Annotated in this window: 17 protein-coding genes; 3 read left to right on the top strand and 14 right to left on the bottom strand. The window is 46.6% G+C overall.

Annotation, left to right across the window (positions count from 1 at the left end; all coding sequences use genetic code 11):
- Positions 1 to 244 precede the first annotated feature (244 nt).
- A complete protein-coding gene (locus ACZ45G_RS29930) occupies positions 245 to 484 on the top strand; it encodes a KH domain-containing protein (RefSeq protein ID WP_464174287.1) in 240 nt (79 codons plus the stop codon).
- A 602-nt stretch (positions 485 to 1,086) separates the two neighbouring features.
- On the opposite strand, the gene ACZ45G_RS29925 is transcribed toward ACZ45G_RS29930, so the two are convergent.
- Together ACZ45G_RS29925 and ACZ45G_RS29920 are read right to left on the bottom strand one after the other, a co-directional pair.
- Positions 1,087 to 2,028 carry an aldo/keto reductase gene (locus ACZ45G_RS29925; RefSeq protein WP_464174286.1) on the bottom strand — a complete coding sequence of 314 codons (942 nt, stop codon included), beginning with the start codon at positions 2,026 to 2,028 and terminating at the stop codon, positions 1,087 to 1,089.
- A 175-nt stretch (positions 2,029 to 2,203) separates the two neighbouring features.
- Entirely contained in the window at positions 2,204 to 2,707 is a 504-nt protein-coding gene (locus tag ACZ45G_RS29920) for a lactoylglutathione lyase family protein (protein ID WP_464174285.1), read from the bottom strand.
- A gap of 181 nt (positions 2,708 to 2,888) precedes the next feature.
- Between ACZ45G_RS29920 and ACZ45G_RS29915 the strand changes: the two genes are divergently transcribed.
- Positions 2,889 to 3,224 (top strand): winged helix-turn-helix transcriptional regulator, encoded by a 336-nt coding sequence (locus ACZ45G_RS29915; RefSeq protein WP_464174283.1) that lies wholly within the window; start codon positions 2,889 to 2,891, stop codon positions 3,222 to 3,224.
- Positions 3,225 to 3,308: 84 nt separating this feature from the next.
- On the opposite strand, the gene ACZ45G_RS29910 is transcribed toward ACZ45G_RS29915, so the two are convergent.
- The 11 genes from ACZ45G_RS29910 to ACZ45G_RS29860 all read right to left on the bottom strand — a co-directional run bounded on the left by ACZ45G_RS29910 (position 3,309) and on the right by ACZ45G_RS29860 (position 13,796).
- The gene (locus ACZ45G_RS29910; RefSeq protein WP_464174282.1) at positions 3,309 to 3,530 is read right to left on the bottom strand and encodes a DUF3795 domain-containing protein; all 222 of its coding nucleotides are present in this window, start codon (positions 3,528 to 3,530) and stop codon (positions 3,309 to 3,311) included.
- Between the two features lie 76 nt (positions 3,531 to 3,606).
- Positions 3,607 to 4,275, bottom strand: coding sequence for an orotate phosphoribosyltransferase (gene pyrE / locus ACZ45G_RS29905; RefSeq protein WP_464174281.1), 669 nt, complete (start codon positions 4,273 to 4,275; stop codon positions 3,607 to 3,609).
- 89 nt (positions 4,276 to 4,364) lie between these two features.
- Entirely contained in the window at positions 4,365 to 5,234 is an 870-nt protein-coding gene (locus tag ACZ45G_RS29900) for a dihydroorotate dehydrogenase electron transfer subunit (RefSeq protein ID WP_464174280.1), read from the bottom strand.
- Entirely contained in the window at positions 5,231 to 6,160 is a 930-nt protein-coding gene (locus ACZ45G_RS29895; RefSeq protein ID WP_464174279.1) for a dihydroorotate dehydrogenase, read from the bottom strand. The genes ACZ45G_RS29900 and ACZ45G_RS29895 overlap by 4 nt, the downstream gene beginning before the upstream one ends.
- Positions 6,161 to 6,174: 14 nt before the next feature.
- Positions 6,175 to 7,386, bottom strand: a complete 1,212-nt coding sequence (nqrF, locus tag ACZ45G_RS29890; RefSeq protein ID WP_464174278.1) for an NADH:ubiquinone reductase (Na(+)-transporting) subunit F — start codon at positions 7,384 to 7,386, stop codon at positions 6,175 to 6,177.
- 12 nt (positions 7,387 to 7,398) lie between these two features.
- Positions 7,399 to 8,007 carry an NADH:ubiquinone reductase (Na(+)-transporting) subunit E gene (gene nqrE, locus ACZ45G_RS29885; RefSeq protein WP_464174277.1) on the bottom strand — a complete coding sequence of 203 codons (609 nt, stop codon included), beginning with the start codon at positions 8,005 to 8,007 and terminating at the stop codon, positions 7,399 to 7,401.
- 74 nt (positions 8,008 to 8,081) lie between these two features.
- Positions 8,082 to 8,726 (bottom strand): NADH:ubiquinone reductase (Na(+)-transporting) subunit D, encoded by a 645-nt coding sequence (locus ACZ45G_RS29880; RefSeq protein ID WP_464174276.1) that lies wholly within the window; start codon positions 8,724 to 8,726, stop codon positions 8,082 to 8,084.
- Positions 8,727 to 8,756: 30 nt separating this feature from the next.
- The gene (locus ACZ45G_RS29875) at positions 8,757 to 9,515 is read right to left on the bottom strand and encodes an FMN-binding protein (RefSeq protein ID WP_464174275.1); all 759 of its coding nucleotides are present in this window, start codon (positions 9,513 to 9,515) and stop codon (positions 8,757 to 8,759) included.
- Positions 9,508 to 10,668, bottom strand: a complete 1,161-nt coding sequence (locus ACZ45G_RS29870) for an NADH:ubiquinone reductase (Na(+)-transporting) subunit B (RefSeq protein WP_464174274.1) — start codon at positions 10,666 to 10,668, stop codon at positions 9,508 to 9,510. The genes ACZ45G_RS29875 and ACZ45G_RS29870 overlap by 8 nt, the downstream gene beginning before the upstream one ends.
- Positions 10,665 to 11,993, bottom strand: coding sequence for a 4Fe-4S dicluster domain-containing protein (locus tag ACZ45G_RS29865; protein ID WP_464174273.1), 1,329 nt, complete (start codon positions 11,991 to 11,993; stop codon positions 10,665 to 10,667). Before ACZ45G_RS29865 ends, ACZ45G_RS29870 begins: the two co-directional genes overlap by 4 nt.
- Before the next feature lie 162 nt (positions 11,994 to 12,155).
- Positions 12,156 to 13,796 carry a methyl-accepting chemotaxis protein gene (locus ACZ45G_RS29860; RefSeq protein ID WP_464174271.1) on the bottom strand — a complete coding sequence of 547 codons (1,641 nt, stop codon included), beginning with the start codon at positions 13,794 to 13,796 and terminating at the stop codon, positions 12,156 to 12,158.
- A gap of 298 nt (positions 13,797 to 14,094) precedes the next feature.
- On the opposite strand from ACZ45G_RS29860, the gene ACZ45G_RS29855 reads away from it, so the two are divergent.
- Positions 14,095 to 14,766, top strand: a complete 672-nt coding sequence (locus tag ACZ45G_RS29855; RefSeq protein ID WP_464174270.1) for a TIGR04282 family arsenosugar biosynthesis glycosyltransferase — start codon at positions 14,095 to 14,097, stop codon at positions 14,764 to 14,766.
- On the opposite strand, the gene ACZ45G_RS29850 is transcribed toward ACZ45G_RS29855, so the two are convergent.
- Positions 14,711 to 15,421 carry a TIGR04283 family arsenosugar biosynthesis glycosyltransferase gene (locus ACZ45G_RS29850; protein WP_464174269.1) on the bottom strand — a complete coding sequence of 237 codons (711 nt, stop codon included), beginning with the start codon at positions 15,419 to 15,421 and terminating at the stop codon, positions 14,711 to 14,713. The genes ACZ45G_RS29855 and ACZ45G_RS29850 overlap by 56 nt on opposite strands.
- Between the last annotated feature and the right edge of the window lie 92 nt (positions 15,422 to 15,513).

Genomic DNA, 15,513 nt, shown 5'->3' with positions numbered 1-15,513 from the left:
ATTTCAGGAGAGCGTCGGGATTGTTGGGTGAGTTCCTCGAAATGGAGTTCAGTTGATATCCAGATCAAAAAACCGATATTTCTGGTCAATATTGGAAAAGTAAGTAATTGGTTTTATAGCCCGAAATGTAATCTCTGGGCTGTAGTCCATTTGTTTTTATTTTAAAGGAGCCTTATTTGTCTTTTTGTTGAACTGATTGTTTTTTTTTCTTCTAAAATCGTACTGATAAAATGGAGAACAGGTTATGAAAGAGTTGATTAAGCGCATTGCTCAAGCTCTGGTTGATAATCCGGATCAAGTTGTTGTTGAGGAAATCACGACTCAACAGACTCTTGTGCTGGAATTGAGGGTCGCAAAAGAAGACATTGGTAAAGTCATTGGTAAAAAAGGCAGGACTGCCCAGGCCATGCGAACTATTTTATCGTGTGCATCTGCAAAAGTAAAAAAAAGGTCCATCCTGGAAATAGTTGAGCCCATAGCTTAATAATGAATGGAAAAGAGCGGGGGGGGGGCCCGATTGATTCATTTGGCCATGATGTTTCCCAGATGAATTTTACATCAAAGACTGCAAATTTTATTTATACCAGATATGGTATTGTGGAGAATTTTTAAAAAAGTGAGTCTTACACGTTATTGTCTTTAGCGGCCTAAAAGACAGGATTTATAATCTTCGTCGACAAATCCCTTATTAAAAATTCCGTAAAAATAAAAAATGCTGGACGGATGCTTTTGAATACAAGTCGCCACCATAGGATGATTATGGGTACACTTCACCATCGCCCTCGGACCCGAGTAGAATGGTGAAGTGCACTACTTCATTAACTCAATACGGTATATGTCATATTGCCCTTTAGGTGTTCCTCTTCGAGCACGAACGCATAGCCGGTGATGATGGTTCCCACCGAGCCAGATTTAGATACATCTGTTCAAGCCGATCCGTCAGATGGCCTTTTGTATCTGCCATATTTCGCCATGTGACTGACCGCCAGAGACGGTTTTTTAGCATTAGGGGGCCACATACGGTTTTGTCAAAAATTGTTTTCACGATCACTTTTTTTAGCAATTCTATTAATTAAGATATTGCGATTATTTATCCCACAAATTTTTCATTGTGTATGAAGAACCTTCCACGGCCCAAAATTTCCCATCCACATACTGATAGCCCGCATCCAGATCGTTTATGGCCTGCAGATCTTCAGCATCCAGAACCAGGTTCATGGCGTCAAAATTTTGCTTCAAACGCCCTGGATTGACAGACTTGGGGATAACAACCGTGTCGCGCTGTAAGGCCCAGCTGATAAGCACCTGTCCAACGCCAGCGTTATGTTTTTTCGCCACGGATTCAATAACGGGATGCAGCAGCAAACTGGGTTCATTGTCATTCTTTAATGCTGCGGGACGGTCACCGGAACCAAGGGGAGCGTATGCTGTCAGCGCGATGTTATTTTGAGCACAGAACGTTTTCATGCTCCGCTGCTGAAAATACGGATGCATCTCGATCTGGTTCATGGCCGGGGCAATGGCCGTGCCGTCGATAATGGTCTGCAGCTTTGCGGTGCTGAAGTTACTCACCCCGATATTACGAACCAACCCCTTGCGCACACATACTTCCAGGGCCGCCCATGTTTCTAAAATAGGAATTGCATCCCAGGGCAGAAATTCTGACCCGTTGGCAGGCGAGACAACATCTGCCCTGAAGTGGACGGGCCAATGGATCAGATAAAGATCAAGATACGCAAGCTGCAGATCATCCAATGTTTTTTCAAGGGCCGGGAGCACGTTTTCAGGGGCATGCGCATTATTCCAGAGCTTGGATGTAACCCACAGATCTTTGCGCGGCACATCCAGTTCAGCAAATGCAGTGCCTATTTCAGCCTCATTTCCATAAATATGGGCACAATCAATATGCCGGTAACCAAGGGCAACCGCTTCCCTGACTGCGGAAGATGCTTCACCGGGGGCGGATTTCCAGGTTCCAAGACCGAATGCGGGGATGCTGTCACCGCTTGCCAACGTAATTCTTTTCATTGTAACTCCTGTGTAATCGGACAGGGTTGAAAACCCACTGTCCACAATTTTATATAAGGTTTTCCATTCCGGATTTCTCCTTTATGGACTTCAAGAATATAGCTATTTTTTTAACTGACGCAACAATTCAGCCAAGTCTGTCCCCCCCCCCCTATATATAAATTTGTAGATTAGATTAAACCTTATCTTGGTAAGCACCAGCAGAATATGTCAGTTCATAGCTATGAGAGTAAATCTCGATGAGATTTCCAAAGGGATCTTCACAATAGACCATGCGATAGGGTTTTTCTCCAGGATAATATTCACGCACCGGCATCCGTTGTTTGCCGCCATGTTCAACAATTTTAGCAGCCAGACCTTCAACATCGGGATCCTGAACGCTGAAATGAAAAATACCTGTCTTCCAGTACTCAAAATTATTTTCCCGTTGTTCTGCGTTTTTGAATTCAAAAATTTCAACACCGGTCCTGTCACTTGTGGACATGTGGGCAATACGAAAACTGCCCCAGCCTTCGCCAAAAACGTCGGTGCACATTACGCCAATGGCGGAATCATCTGCAGCAATTTCTGTTGGCGGCATTATGACATACCACCCCAATACGTTTGTATAAAATTCTACAGCCTTGTCAAGATCTGTTACGGACAGTCCAATGTGTGAAAAACTTCTTGGGTAAGTCATTTTTGTGCTCCTATATAAAATGGTATAATATTTGGTGATGTTGCCGTTTACAATGTGTAAGATAAAGCTTTCAAAATGAAGGCGCAAGAAGGCACTTTTTTGTTCGACACGAACCATTTAGTTCGGATTGTTGATAATCGGGCAGATTAATCAGATATTTTTTTTTGAAGAAGGATAAAAAATGATTGAATGGAACGGCAAGGAATATCGTTGCCCAGTTGAAGTGACAATGGATGTTCTCAGTGGAAAATGGAAAACTCTCATGCTTTGGCATTTGCACGATGGAACCAAAAGATACAATGAACTTGAGCGGATCGTACCCGGGGTAAGCCAGAAGATGCTGACCCAGCAACTCAAGGAATTAGAAAGGGATGGGTTATTGATCAGAACTGTTTACCCGGAGATACCACCCCGAGTAGAATATTCTTTAACTGAGCTTGGCCAAAGCGCATTCCCCATCCTTGAAATGATGCACTCTTGGGGCATAAATAAGTTAGGTTTGTCCGAATTAGATTGAATCGGACATTACAGTTGGTATCATATGGATGTTTTTTTAATATTGCATGTCATTTTTAAATTAATTCGGTTTTTAATTTGGCGTTCAATGCATGAACAGATCCTGGGACAAACACCCCTGGCAGTGGATATCCGTGGTTGACAGACCTTCACTGTTGGGAAGGGTGCCCTTGCCGGAAACCCCTCCCTTGTAAAGCCTCACAAGGCTTTCTTTAAATTTTTCATTGTAATCACGAGCAGCTATGTGAATCGCACAGACCCCGCAGTACAGCCCGCAAGGTGAAATAAAATCCGGATTAGCTTCCATCTATCTCCTCCTTTTTATAGATTCAAAACCTTTTGACAGTCGATCCGGAAGGCGGGAAAATAATGAGCAGGCCCGGCTAATCGGATCCGTATTCTTTACGATAGGCATTAATTTTTTCCAGCATGGCATCGTCTAAAATCACCTGGCCATCCATAACCTTGTTATGAAGATAGGCTGTGATATCGGAAATGGTGACAATGGAAAAAATGGGGATGTTCAGAACCTTTTCCACTTCCTTTAGGGCGTTTTCGTCGGTTTTCCCCTTTTCCTGGCGGTTGACGCTGATGACAATCCCGGTGACCCTGGGGGTGTTGCAGGCCTTGAGGATTTCTAAGGATTCCCGGATGGCCTTGCCGGAAGTGATAACATCATCCACCAGGACAAGCCGGGTAGCTGATGTCAAGGGCATGCCCACCACTGCACTTTTGTCTGCATAGGTTTTGGCCTCTTTCCGGTTGAAGACATACCCTTTGTCAAGGCCCATGTCGGACAGGGCGGCTGCCGCTGTGATGCACAAAGGAATTCCCTTGTAGGCCGGGCCGTATATCCCGTCAAAATTGTCTCCAAAATGTTCCTGGATGGCACGGGCATAATAGGTGCCAAGGGTTTTGATTTTACTGCCGGTGTCAAACATCCCGGTATTGATGAAGTAGGGAGCGATCCGCCCGCTTTTTAATTCAAACTCACCAAATTTTAAGGCCTTGCATCGGACTAAAAATTCAATGAACTCTTCCTGGTATGTCATGGGGTTATCCTTGTTTCTGTCATTTAATATGGGGGTAAAATTTAAGTATTGATCCGTTTTCAACGATTGTCTGGATTATCTTCTCTATATCAGGATTGGCAGCGCCAGGAAAAATACTGGTCCATGGAAACAGGTTTTCCGGATTTTAACAAGGCTTTTCGGTTAAAGTCATCCATGGTGCGAAGCTTTGATGACTCAAATACCGGTCCATCCGTGCACACCACCTGATCGCCGCAGACACAGGCCCCGCAAACACCAAATCCGCATCGCATATAACGCTCCAAAGAAACCTGGCAGGAAATCCCAAAGGATTCACAAAGGGCAAAAATCCGGTGCATCATAATTTCAGGGCCGCAGGCATAGACCATTTCCAAAGGGGGGCGGCCTGTTTTTTTACGGCTGTTAAGTTCGAGTTCCAAAAGTTCGGTAACAAAGCCCTTGTGACCGCTGCTTCCGTCATCGGTGCAGACATGCCTTCGTGTAGCAAACCGGTTGGGATACAAAATAAATTCTTTGGACCGGGCACCGTGAATAAAGAGGATGTTGGGATGATTTTTGTCGATCTGGGTCTTTTTTTCAAGGGGGGGTTCCAGGCTTTCAACCAGGGGCGCTAAAGGGGCCATGCCGCAACCGCCGGCCACAATGGCAATGTTCTGGCAGGATCCGACAGAAAACCCGTTGCCAAAGGGGCCCCGAAACCCCACAAGGTCTCCTGGCGCAAGAGCCACGGCCTGTTTGGAAAAAATTCCCTTGGCTTCGATGGTGATGGCAAATGTCGTTGGGGTGTGTTGAGAAATGGTATAGGGTTTTTCGTCTATTCCCGGAATCCAGACCATGACAAACTGGCCCGGGGTAAATTTTAAGGAAAATTCAAAATACAGGGTGGCAAAGGCCGGGCTGTTGATCTCTCGTTTAGCCACCCGGAGCATGACCGGGGCATGATCGGTAATAGGTTTCATCGGTCACCCCCTTTGTTTTGGATGGTTCTTCCATGGGCTGCACCCCGGATCCCGTCCAGGGTCGTGTCATGGGCGGTGAGCCAGGCGGTAAGTTCCTGGTTTACCTGATTGAAAACACCCATGCCCCGGTACCGGACACCAGATCCAATGCCCACAAGGCTTGCCCCTGCCATGATCATTTCCACGGCATTTTCTCCCGTGGTAACCCCTCCAAGGCCGATGATGGGGATGGAAACCGCCTCGTAAATATCATAGACACATCGAACGGCAATGGGGCGTATCATGGGGCCGGACAGCCCGCCCTTTTTAAATGCCAGAACCGGCATCCGGGCTTCAATGTCAATGACCATACCGGGACCCGCCGTATTAATGGCACAGATGGCATCAGCTCCGGCCGCTTCACAGGCGCGTGCAATTCGTGCGATATCCGGGGCCTGGGGGGTCAGTTTGGCAATCAAGGGAACATCAATCACCTGTTTTACCGCTGTGACCACATCAAAGGCCGATTGTTCGCTTACCCCGAATATCATGCCATGCTGATCTGAATTGGGACAGGAAATATTGATTTCAATGAAATCCGGATGTTTGGCTGTGACAAACTTTGCCACGGTCTGGTACTCCTTTACCGATCCGCCATAGATACTGGCAGTCAGGGGAAAACTTCTTTGTTCCAGGGCCTGCCATTCTTCTTCCATGTGGTCATATCCCGGGGTGGGCAGGCCCACGGCATTGATCATGCCGTGTCCCAGGTCAATGACCGTGGGGTTTTTATGGCCATCCCGGGGGGCAGGCCCGATGGATTTCATGGTCACAAGGCCGCACCCGTTTTCGTGAACCCGTTCCAGGATTTCTTTATTGTTCCCCAGAACCCCCGAAGCCAGCACCAGGGGGTTCTTTAATTTTTTATATAGAAATTTAATTGTCATGGTGATGGCTCTCGTTAAAATTTATCATAAAAAATCATGTCATCTTCCACCCCGAGATCGTACAGGGCATTGATAATGGCATCAATCATGGGCGGCGGACCGCACAGATAGAATTCGATTTCTGTGGGGTCTTCGTGGGTGCACAGATAGGAATCGCATAAATGGGTATGGATAAAGCCGGTCATGCCGGTCCAATTATCTTCCGGGTCAGGACTTGACAGGGCAATATTATAACTAAAATTCTCATACCGCTGGTCCAGGTCCCTGAAGGTCTCATCATAGAACATTTCCTTTTTGGACCGGGCCCCATACCAGAAAGAAATTTTCCGTCGGGTATGCAAGCCGTCTAACTGGCAAAGGATATGACTTCTCAGGGGGGCCATGCCGGCCCCGCCTCCGATAAAGCACATCTCCCTTTCCGTATCTTTGGCCATGAAATCTCCATAGGGGCCGCTGATTTGGACCTTGTCCCCGGGTTTGAGACCAAATACAAAGGAAGACCCGAACCCCGGCGGAATCCCTTCTGTTCCCGGCGGCGGGGTGGCAATCCTGACATTCATCATCATAATTCCGTTATCATGGGGGGGGTTGGCCAGGGAATAGGCCCTGAAGCCTGCTTTTTTCCCCCTGGCTTTCAAGGCCAGAAAGTTATATTTTTTCCATTCACTGACATACTTGCTTTGAATGTGAAAATCTTTAAAGGTTAAATCATATTCCGGCACATCAATCTGGATATAGGCACCGGCCTTAAAATCCATGGGGGTTTCGGGTTTGAGAACCAATTCCTTGATAAAGGTGGCCACATTGTCATTAGAAACCACGGTTGCATTGATTTTTTTAATACCGAAAATAGATTCCGGAATTTTGATCGATAGGTTCTCTTTGACCTTGAGCTGGCAGGACAAGCGTTTATGGGCCAACTTGTCCCTGCGACTCAAATGAGCCAACTCCGTGGGCAGGATACTCCCCCCGCCGGAAGTTACCTCGCATTTGCACATGCCGCAGGACCCGGACCCGCCACAGGCCGATGGCAAAAAAATCTCCTGACTTCCCAGGGCAGATAAAAGAGAAGGATTTCCGGTTACTTTAAGGGGCTCGTCCTTGTTATTGTTGATGATGATCTCATGTTCTCCCTGACTGGTCACCTTTGCTTCCACAAAAAGCAGTACCGTGACCAGGGCAAAGATGACGCCTGAAAACACCAGTATACTGATAAGGTAAATCAATTGTCGTCTCCTTTAAAGGGTAATTCCCGAGAACATCATAAATGTCATGGCCATGAGGCCTGCAATGATCATGGTAATGCCGAATCCGTCAAGACCCTTGGGAACATCGGCATATTGGGTTTTTTTCCGAATAGCGGCCATGGATACAATGGCCAGCATCCAGCCCGTGCCGGAACCAGCGCCAAATACAATGGATTCCACCAGGGTATAGTGTCGCTCCACCATAAAAAGGGAGGTGCCCAGGATGGCACAGTTCACGGCAATGAGAGGTAAAAACACGCCCAAAGAGGCATAGAGCAAAGGTGAATATTTATCAATGATCATTTCAACTGCCTGGACAAGGGCGGCAATGACGGCAATGAAGGTGATAAATTTTAAAAAACTCAAATCCAGATCTGGAAATCCGGCCCAGGCAAGGGCCCCGGGTGCCAAAAGACCGTGGTAGATAAGCCAGTTCACAGGACTTGTGACGGTGAGGACAAAAATAACGGCAAAGCCAAGACCCGTTGCGGTGTCGATATTTTTGGATACCGCAATAAAGGAACACATCCCTAGGAAATATGCCAGGAGAATATTTCCGATAAATACAGAATTGATAAACAGACTCAATAAATCACCCATTTTTACTCCTTATTTCCCTGCCTTTTTGTCCAAATTTCCAATGGTTGAGTTCCCTATGGTTATGATCCCTATTTTTATTTTTTTTCATGGGAGACGCCGGGCAAACTGTTCTTGAGCCATACCAGCAGCCCAATAATGAAAAATGCCCCCGGGGCCAGCACCATGAGTCCCATGTTCTGGTAACCCGCATCAAAGAAAAATTGGGGAATGACGGGTAGCCCAAAGAATTTTCCAGATCCCAGCAATTCCCGCACAAAGGCCACAACGACCAGGATCATACCGTAGCCGATGCCGTTGGCGATTCCGTCCACAAAGGAATCAATGGGGTCATTGGCCAGGGCAAAGGCTTCGGCACGGCCCAACACAATACAATTGGTAATGATCAATCCCACAAAGATGGACAATTGTTTGGAGGTATCATAAAAAAAGGCCTTGAGCACCTCGTCGGTGACGATGACCAGGGAGGAAATGATGGCCAGCTCCACGATGATCCGGATATTGGAGGGAATTTTTTTGCGCAAAGACGAGATGATCATACTGGAAAATGCCGTGACCACGGTCAGGGCAACCGCCATGACAAGGGCCGTTGTCATCTGAACCGTGACGGCAAGGGCGGAGCATATGCCCAATACCTGGTAGGCCACGGGATTTTCTTTCCAGATCCCCCGCACCAGTATTTCCATATAATGGGATTTATCTTTTAACATATCTTTTAACATGGGAGTCCTTTTCTTCTATAATGGGGTGCCTTAATTTGTTTCCTTGGCCGTCAGATTTTTCTGGCGAAAGGTGATGGAAACGGATTCATATTGGGTCAGGGTGGATTTAATGCCCTCTGAAAGGTATTTACCGGTCAGGGTGGCCCCGCTGATACCGTCCACATAATTTTCCTGGTCCTTTTCAGGCAAATTGGCCACTTTCCCCTTGGCAATGCCCACGGAGACAAATTTATTCTGGGAATTGAGAATTTTTTTCCCCTTGAAGTTTTTCTGAAACCAGGCACTTTCAATCTCTCCGCCAAGCCCCGGGGTTTCGGAATGGCTGAACACAGAAAAACCGGACACGGTCTGGCCATCATTTTCAAAGGCCAGGTATCCTTGGATTTTCCCCCAGAGTCCCCGGCTGTTGATGGGCAGGATATACCCCTGGATTACATCCTCTGTTTTATAAAAATATAAATGCATTGAATCTGAGGTGTCCGTTTCAATGATTTTTCCCTGGCTGTCCACAATGGCCGCCTGGATATGGGTGTCATAGAGACGCTTTATCTCTTGTTTGGATGGTTTTTTGTCGGGGTCAACAAGGTTGGCCGCCTTGAGAAGGTTGAGTCGTTTGTCCAGCTCAATATTTTCCTGCTGGAATCCCTTCAGGCCACCGGCTGCTGCCGTTATTAACAGGCTGCAGACAAAGGAGACCAGCAATGCAAATTTGATCACATTTATCCTGGAATTTTTATCCGGCCTTGTTTTAGAATTGGTTTTAAGATTGGTTTGAGAGGTTTCAGACATTGGGTATCCTCTTTGATGTTTTGTATTTGATGACCAAATGGTCCAGCAAGGGGGCAAACACATTCATGAACAGGATGGCCAGCATGGTACCTTCCACAAAGGCAGGATTCACCACCCGGATGGTCACGGTGAGAAACCCGATTAAAAAGCCGAATGCCCACCTTCCGGTGTGAGTGCCCGGGGCAGAAACCGGATCCGTGGCCATGAAACAAATGCCAAACAAGAAACCACCGGCGCATAGATGGTAGAGGGGGCCTACATTGGCCCAGGATTCCTGTCCACCGGGGATGAGATAAAAAAGGATGGCCGTTACCACAAGGCCTGCAATACCCCCGAAAATAATGCGATAATTTGCAATGCCGGTGACAATGAGAAAAAGGGCCCCCAGAAGGCAGCATAGGGCCGATGTTTCACCGATACTGCCCGGCACAAACCCTAAAAAAAGATCTGACAAGGAAAATCCTGAAGAAGACAGGGCCGTTGTAATGGACTGTCCTTCAATCCCAGTGATGGCCAGAGCCGTGGCCCCGGAAAACCCATCCACAGCATCCTTTGCCGCCACCCAGACGTTTCCGGACATGGTCACGGGATAGGAGAAAAAAACAAAGGCCCTGGCTGTCAGGGCCGGGTTCAATATGTTTCTGCCGGTCCCTCCAAAGACTTCCTTGCCGATCACCACCCCGAAGGAAATCCCTAGGGCCACCTGCCACAGCGGGATGGTCGCCGGCAGGGTCAAAGGAAACAGCATACCGGTTACCAGGAAGCCCTCGCTGATTTTATGTTTCCGGACACTGGCAAAGAGGATTTCCCAGAAAAGCCCTACCCCATAGGAGACAAGGAGGATGGGCAGCACGTAGCCGGCACCCACCAGAAAGGATTTCCCCATGCCAAAGGTTTTGCCTGCGGCAAGGCCGGACTGAAAGCCTGTATTGTACATGCCAAAAAACAGAACCGGCATCAGCGCAATGAGGACAAAGGTCATATACCGTTTAAGGTCCAGATGATCCCGGATAAAGGGCATTACAACATTTTTCGGGGAAGGATGAAAGAAAACGGTTTTGATGGCATCAAACAAGGGTGACCATTTTTCAAATTTTCCAGACGCAGCAAAATGGTGTTCGTTTTCATCAAATATTTTTTTTAAGGGATTCATGCTTTGTCCTTATAATAGGAATCCATTCCATCGGATAGAATTTTTGTCAGCTCTATTTTGGAGGGACAGGTATAGGAGCAGAGCCCGCAGCGGCAGCAGTCCAGCAGACCGTATTCCAGGGCAGTCTCTATCTCATCACTGTGCAGGGCTTTCATGATAAAATTGGGCATCAACTCATTGGGACAGATGTTTTCACAATAACTGCAATTGATGCAGGCCCTTTCTTCTCCATGGAGAGTGCAGTCCACCTGTTTGGAACCCTTGGAAAAAGAGGATAAAAAGGCTCTGGAAACGCTTGTTTTGTCACTCCCCGGCCGAATGAATCCAAACATTTCTTCTTGCCCCGGGGTATCAATGATATTCAGGGTGTTTTCAAAAAAACCCAAATGACTTGTAAGATCCGCAATTCTACCGTTGAACTGGCCCGTGGTAATCATACCATTGCTGTGAAAACTTCCGGCAAGAATCTTTATGGGGGCACCCTGCCGGGTCAGGAGGTGGGGTTTTTTTCCCCCCTTTTTTGTGATGGTGACGATTTTTTCAATGGGGTATTGGCCGGTGAGCAAAAATTTTCCCATCATGACCAGATGATCTGCGGAAATAGACCAGGCCGTGTTCTCTTCAACTGATTTTTTTAAGTGAAGCAGCACCACCCCGGGATCCCAGGCCGGATACCTGTCCGGGACCTGGTGGGTGATATGGGCCTTAACGGGCCCAAGCCGGTCAAAACTGCTTTGCCGGGCGGTCACAATAATCCGATCGGAGAATTGTTTTAACAAATCCAGACCGAATTCAAAGGCCTCTTTTTCCCTGTTCATCAAAATTCCCGGATGGGGAGAAAAAAGATCATTCCCGTTGAGGGAAACAATTATCATGGCCGGTGTATGGGTGCTGTCCGCCGTGTCCTTGGCCGGGAACTGTCGCAGGGATTGCCAGAGCCCTCCTTGTTTGAGTCTCAGGATAAGGTCTTGTTTTAGAATCTTGGTAACACCGGATCTTGAAACAGGCTCAAACTGGATAAACTCATCGGATTTGTCCAGGGCAATCACCACTTCTTTCAGTCGTCGGCGTTCTCCGAAAAGAATTTTTTCAACCCTTCCTGTGCCTGGGGATACATATTGAATGGAAGTGTCCCGTTTGTCGCAAAACAAGGGAGTTCCTGTCTGGACCTTGTCATTTTCCTTTACCAGTAATTTGGGGCGGATATAGGGAATATCCATGGCAGACAACCCGACGGTCTTGGGTGTGGGTGCTTCGATGAGGCTTATGTCCGGCATCCCGGCAAGTCTGGGTGTAAATCCTTTGGAAATCTCGATTTTTTCCATCCATTAAATTCCATATGATAAATGAGCATTTAAAACGTCAATTTGATCAGACAATTTCTTTTTGATTGTTCTTTTATTTTAAAACAAGTCATTTTAGCAAATCTTTGTTTAATATCAACCCAAAGGTTTATCTCTTTTGAATTGATATTAAAATTTCTGCATTTATTCTATCTTAAATTTACCGACCATGGAATCCAGCTCCTGGGCAAGGAGGGATAATTTTTCTGAATTTTGAGCAATATTTTGGCTGTTTGAAAACACATGTGAGATAGCGTGGCTAACATCATTAACATCCGCTGAAATCCGGATGGAAGCGGCAGAGGTGTTTGCCACATTGGTACTGACTTCCTGGACAGCGTCTGCTCCCTGGGAGACATTGATGTCAATTTCAGAAATAGTACCGGTTTGTTCTTCCACCGCATGGGATATGGTGGTAACAATTTCATTGACTTCATTGATGACCTGGGCAATTCCCGTTATATCCTCGATGGTGGATGTGGCAGAGTTCTGGATCCATTCAATATTTTCTCTGATCTGCTCTGTGGCTTCCGTGGTCTGGGTGGCCAGACTTTTAATCTCTCCTGCCACAACAGCAAATCCTTTGCCTGCTTCTCCGGCCCGGGCTGCTTCAATGGTGGCATTTAAGGCAAGCAGATTGGTCTGTTCCGAAATATCATTGATGGTTTCCGATACCTGACCAATTTTCAGGGCAGCAGCCCCCAGGTCATCCACCCGGGAGGAAGCAGATTCTACTTTTGCAACTGCTTTTTCCGAGATTTGTCCTGCTTTTTCTGTACCGTGGGAGATCTCTTTGATGGTCGCATTCATCCGGGTGGTTGAATCAGCAATTTGCCGGGTATTGGCGGTGAGCTCTTCCATTGCTGCGGCAACGGCATTCATGTCTTCACTCATTTGTTCTGCATTCCGGGCAACACTCCGGGTTTTTTCATCGGAAATTTTCGATTCCTCCGTCAGTTCCCGGGCCACCAGGCTCATGTCAGAGGAAGCATCATTTAAAGTATTGGCCTGGGACCCGATCTGACGAATACTCTCCTGTAAGGAAATGGCAAATATGTTTAGGTTATGCCCTAGAAACTCTATTTCGTTTGGATTTTGCTCGTTTTTATTTCCCGACTTAAATCGTTTTGTAAGATCTCCCTTGCTCATTTTTACGGCGTTGCTTGCAGCTGCCATCAATTGGCTGACAATTGAGCGGATCTGGATAACGCTTAGAATCATCAAAAAAACACCACCAACCAGACAAATGCTTTGAAACAAGACCAGATTCTGAACTTTTTTTTCAGATATTTTTTGGAGCATGCCTACAGCAGCGTTCATCTCTTTTAACAGGCCTAAATTATTTTGTGCGATAAATTCAAGGCTATCACCTTGTGCTCCTGAAATAACCTGGTCCATGTGTTTAGAAAAATTTGCCCACAGGCCCTGAACTTTTAAAAGTTGGGCATGGGCTGGCTCTTCTACCTTGGGGCAGTCAGCCATGGCACCGGACAGGTCAAGGGATAACGGAGCTTTGCCTGAATTCAAAAGGGCCATCAGGGTGATATCAAACACCTGCATGGTGTTTTGGACACCAGCGGCAGCCGTTTCTTTTTTCCCGGCAGCCGAAAGCATGAGGATTTCCTTTGACATCTTCTGGGACAGCATTCGTTGTCTACCGGCAAGGTTAATCACTAATCCATCTGTTTTCTGGGCAACGGTGGTATACCAGGTTATGGCAAACATAAACACAATGATGGATGACAATCCACCGGCAATGAGCCCTAATTTGTATCGTATGGGCATGGGGTGTTTCCTTCTTGATAACGAGATTAATCTGTATAATGTTAACCTATCATAAATAGGGAGGTAATTCAATTTATCGGTTTTAAGGAGAGCAATCAACAGAAATATTTTATTAAATTCTTTAAAAAAAAAGTTTGACGCCCTTCCCGGGCAAGACAAGAACCAACTGATTGTGATATGCTGTGGGTCGTTAGAAATACCAGAAGCCATAACAGGGCCATGTGGGCCAAGCGGTTGGGATACAAACGTGTATCGTTTATCAGCAGTATATATGCCTTGAAATAAATGGAGTATCCGGTTGCGTCTGAACAATAAAAATACCGTCATTATTTTTTTAAGGGCGCCTGAAAAAGGGCGGGTAAAAACCCGTCTTGCCAGCGGGATCGGGGAGGAGAATGCCCTGATTTTTTACAAAGCGTTTGCACAAAGGACCCTGTGGGCCGTTGAACGCTCAGGTATGGATCACAGGATCTGTTTTTTCCCGGCGGACAAACAGGCGCTGGTGGAAGACTGGCTGGGGATGGATCATACCTATATCCCCCAGTTCGGGGATGATTTGGGACTGCGCATGGGCAATGCGCTGTCCCAGGTCTTTGACCAGGGAGTCAAAAAAGCCATTCTGGTGGGCACGGATGTTCCCGGGATAAAGGCCCGCCATCTTTTGGAAGCCCAAAATCTGCTTGACAAAAAGGATGTGGTCATCGGCCCCAGCCTGGACGGGGGATATTGGCTTATCGGATTTCACAGGGATGGGTTTTGCCCCGATCTTTTCCTTCAGGTTGACTGGGGAACCGATTCGGTTTTTTTAACCACCATTGAAAAATGTAACGCCGCCGGCCTTTCCACTGGCATTCTAACGGCCCTGCAAGATATCGATACTCAGAAAGATCTTGAGCAATTTCAAAAAAAACAATCTAGTAATATTTTGCCAACACCCTGGGGGGGACCCCAAGAATATATAGACAGATGAGTACCCAGTTCCTGAGAGTGGTAAACAAAATACCCTGATCTCGCCACCGCCTTGCAGATGTGGAAATGGGATGGGCGATGAAAACAGGGTTAACCGCCTCCTTCTTTATTTTTGACATGATCCCCACATCTTCCATGATGGGGACATCTGGAAATCCGTTGATTTTTTCAAACAATTTTCGGGACATAAAAATTCCCTGGTCTCCATAGGGAATTTTTGTGAGCCGTGAACGGGCCGAGGCAAATTTTTCAATCATCCGGAAAATTTTTTTTCCAGAATCGATGTGAAGATCAAAGGCACCGCAAAAAAGAGGTTCAACTTGGGTTTGCCACACTTTTATCATCAGGTCCATTCCCTTTTGATCCATCCGTGTATCAACATGGAGAAACAAGAACCATTCTCCAACAGCTGCTTTTACCCCGGCATTCAACTGGGGCCCCCTGCCCTTGGAAGCGGATATCAATTTAATCGGATATGTTTGAGACAGGGTTTTGTCCAATCGAAGGTGGGTCAGGGTTGTGGGAGGCGATTCACCGTCGGCTAGGATAATTTCAAAGGGAATGGGAATATCCATATCCAAAATGCTGTGAAGAGCTGTCGATATAAAGGCAGATTCCCTGTACACCGGAATAATGATGGACAATTTTGGATTCATGAAAAATTTTTATCATAAAATAGAGAAAATAAATAGACCATTCCCAGAGGGATAGCCCTCGTCTGTTTGAACAAAGGATGGATGATCCATTC

It is taken from the genome of Desulfoconvexum algidum, assembly GCF_055382125.1.
This window is presented reverse-complemented; position numbering and strand designations above follow the sequence as displayed.

Excerpts from the sequence above, each read along its gene's own strand:
- ACZ45G_RS29930 (WP_464174287.1), top strand. The coding sequence starts at position 245 with ATGAAAGAGTTGATTAAGCGCATTGCTCAAGCTCTGGTTGATAATCCG.
- ACZ45G_RS29925 (WP_464174286.1), bottom strand. The coding sequence starts at position 2,028 with ATGAAAAGAATTACGTTGGCAAGCGGTGACAGCATCCCCGCATTCGGT.
- ACZ45G_RS29920 (WP_464174285.1), bottom strand. The coding sequence starts at position 2,707 with ATGACTTACCCAAGAAGTTTTTCACACATTGGACTGTCCGTAACAGAT.
- ACZ45G_RS29915 (WP_464174283.1), top strand. The coding sequence starts at position 2,889 with ATGATTGAATGGAACGGCAAGGAATATCGTTGCCCAGTTGAAGTGACA.
- ACZ45G_RS29910 (WP_464174282.1), bottom strand. The coding sequence starts at position 3,530 with ATGGAAGCTAATCCGGATTTTATTTCACCTTGCGGGCTGTACTGCGGG.
- pyrE (WP_464174281.1), bottom strand. The coding sequence starts at position 4,275 with ATGACATACCAGGAAGAGTTCATTGAATTTTTAGTCCGATGCAAGGCC.
- ACZ45G_RS29900 (WP_464174280.1), bottom strand. The coding sequence starts at position 5,234 with ATGAAACCTATTACCGATCATGCCCCGGTCATGCTCCGGGTGGCTAAA.
- ACZ45G_RS29895 (WP_464174279.1), bottom strand. The coding sequence starts at position 6,160 with ATGACAATTAAATTTCTATATAAAAAATTAAAGAACCCCCTGGTGCTG.
- nqrE (WP_464174277.1), bottom strand. The coding sequence starts at position 8,007 with ATGGGTGATTTATTGAGTCTGTTTATCAATTCTGTATTTATCGGAAAT.
- ACZ45G_RS29880 (WP_464174276.1), bottom strand. The coding sequence starts at position 8,726 with ATGTTAAAAGATATGTTAAAAGATAAATCCCATTATATGGAAATACTG.
- ACZ45G_RS29875 (WP_464174275.1), bottom strand. The coding sequence starts at position 9,515 with ATGTCTGAAACCTCTCAAACCAATCTTAAAACCAATTCTAAAACAAGG.
- ACZ45G_RS29870 (WP_464174274.1), bottom strand. The coding sequence starts at position 10,668 with ATGAATCCCTTAAAAAAAATATTTGATGAAAACGAACACCATTTTGCT.
- ACZ45G_RS29865 (WP_464174273.1), bottom strand. The coding sequence starts at position 11,993 with ATGGAAAAAATCGAGATTTCCAAAGGATTTACACCCAGACTTGCCGGG.
- ACZ45G_RS29860 (WP_464174271.1), bottom strand. The coding sequence starts at position 13,796 with ATGCCCATACGATACAAATTAGGGCTCATTGCCGGTGGATTGTCATCC.
- ACZ45G_RS29850 (WP_464174269.1), bottom strand. The coding sequence starts at position 15,421 with ATGAATCCAAAATTGTCCATCATTATTCCGGTGTACAGGGAATCTGCC.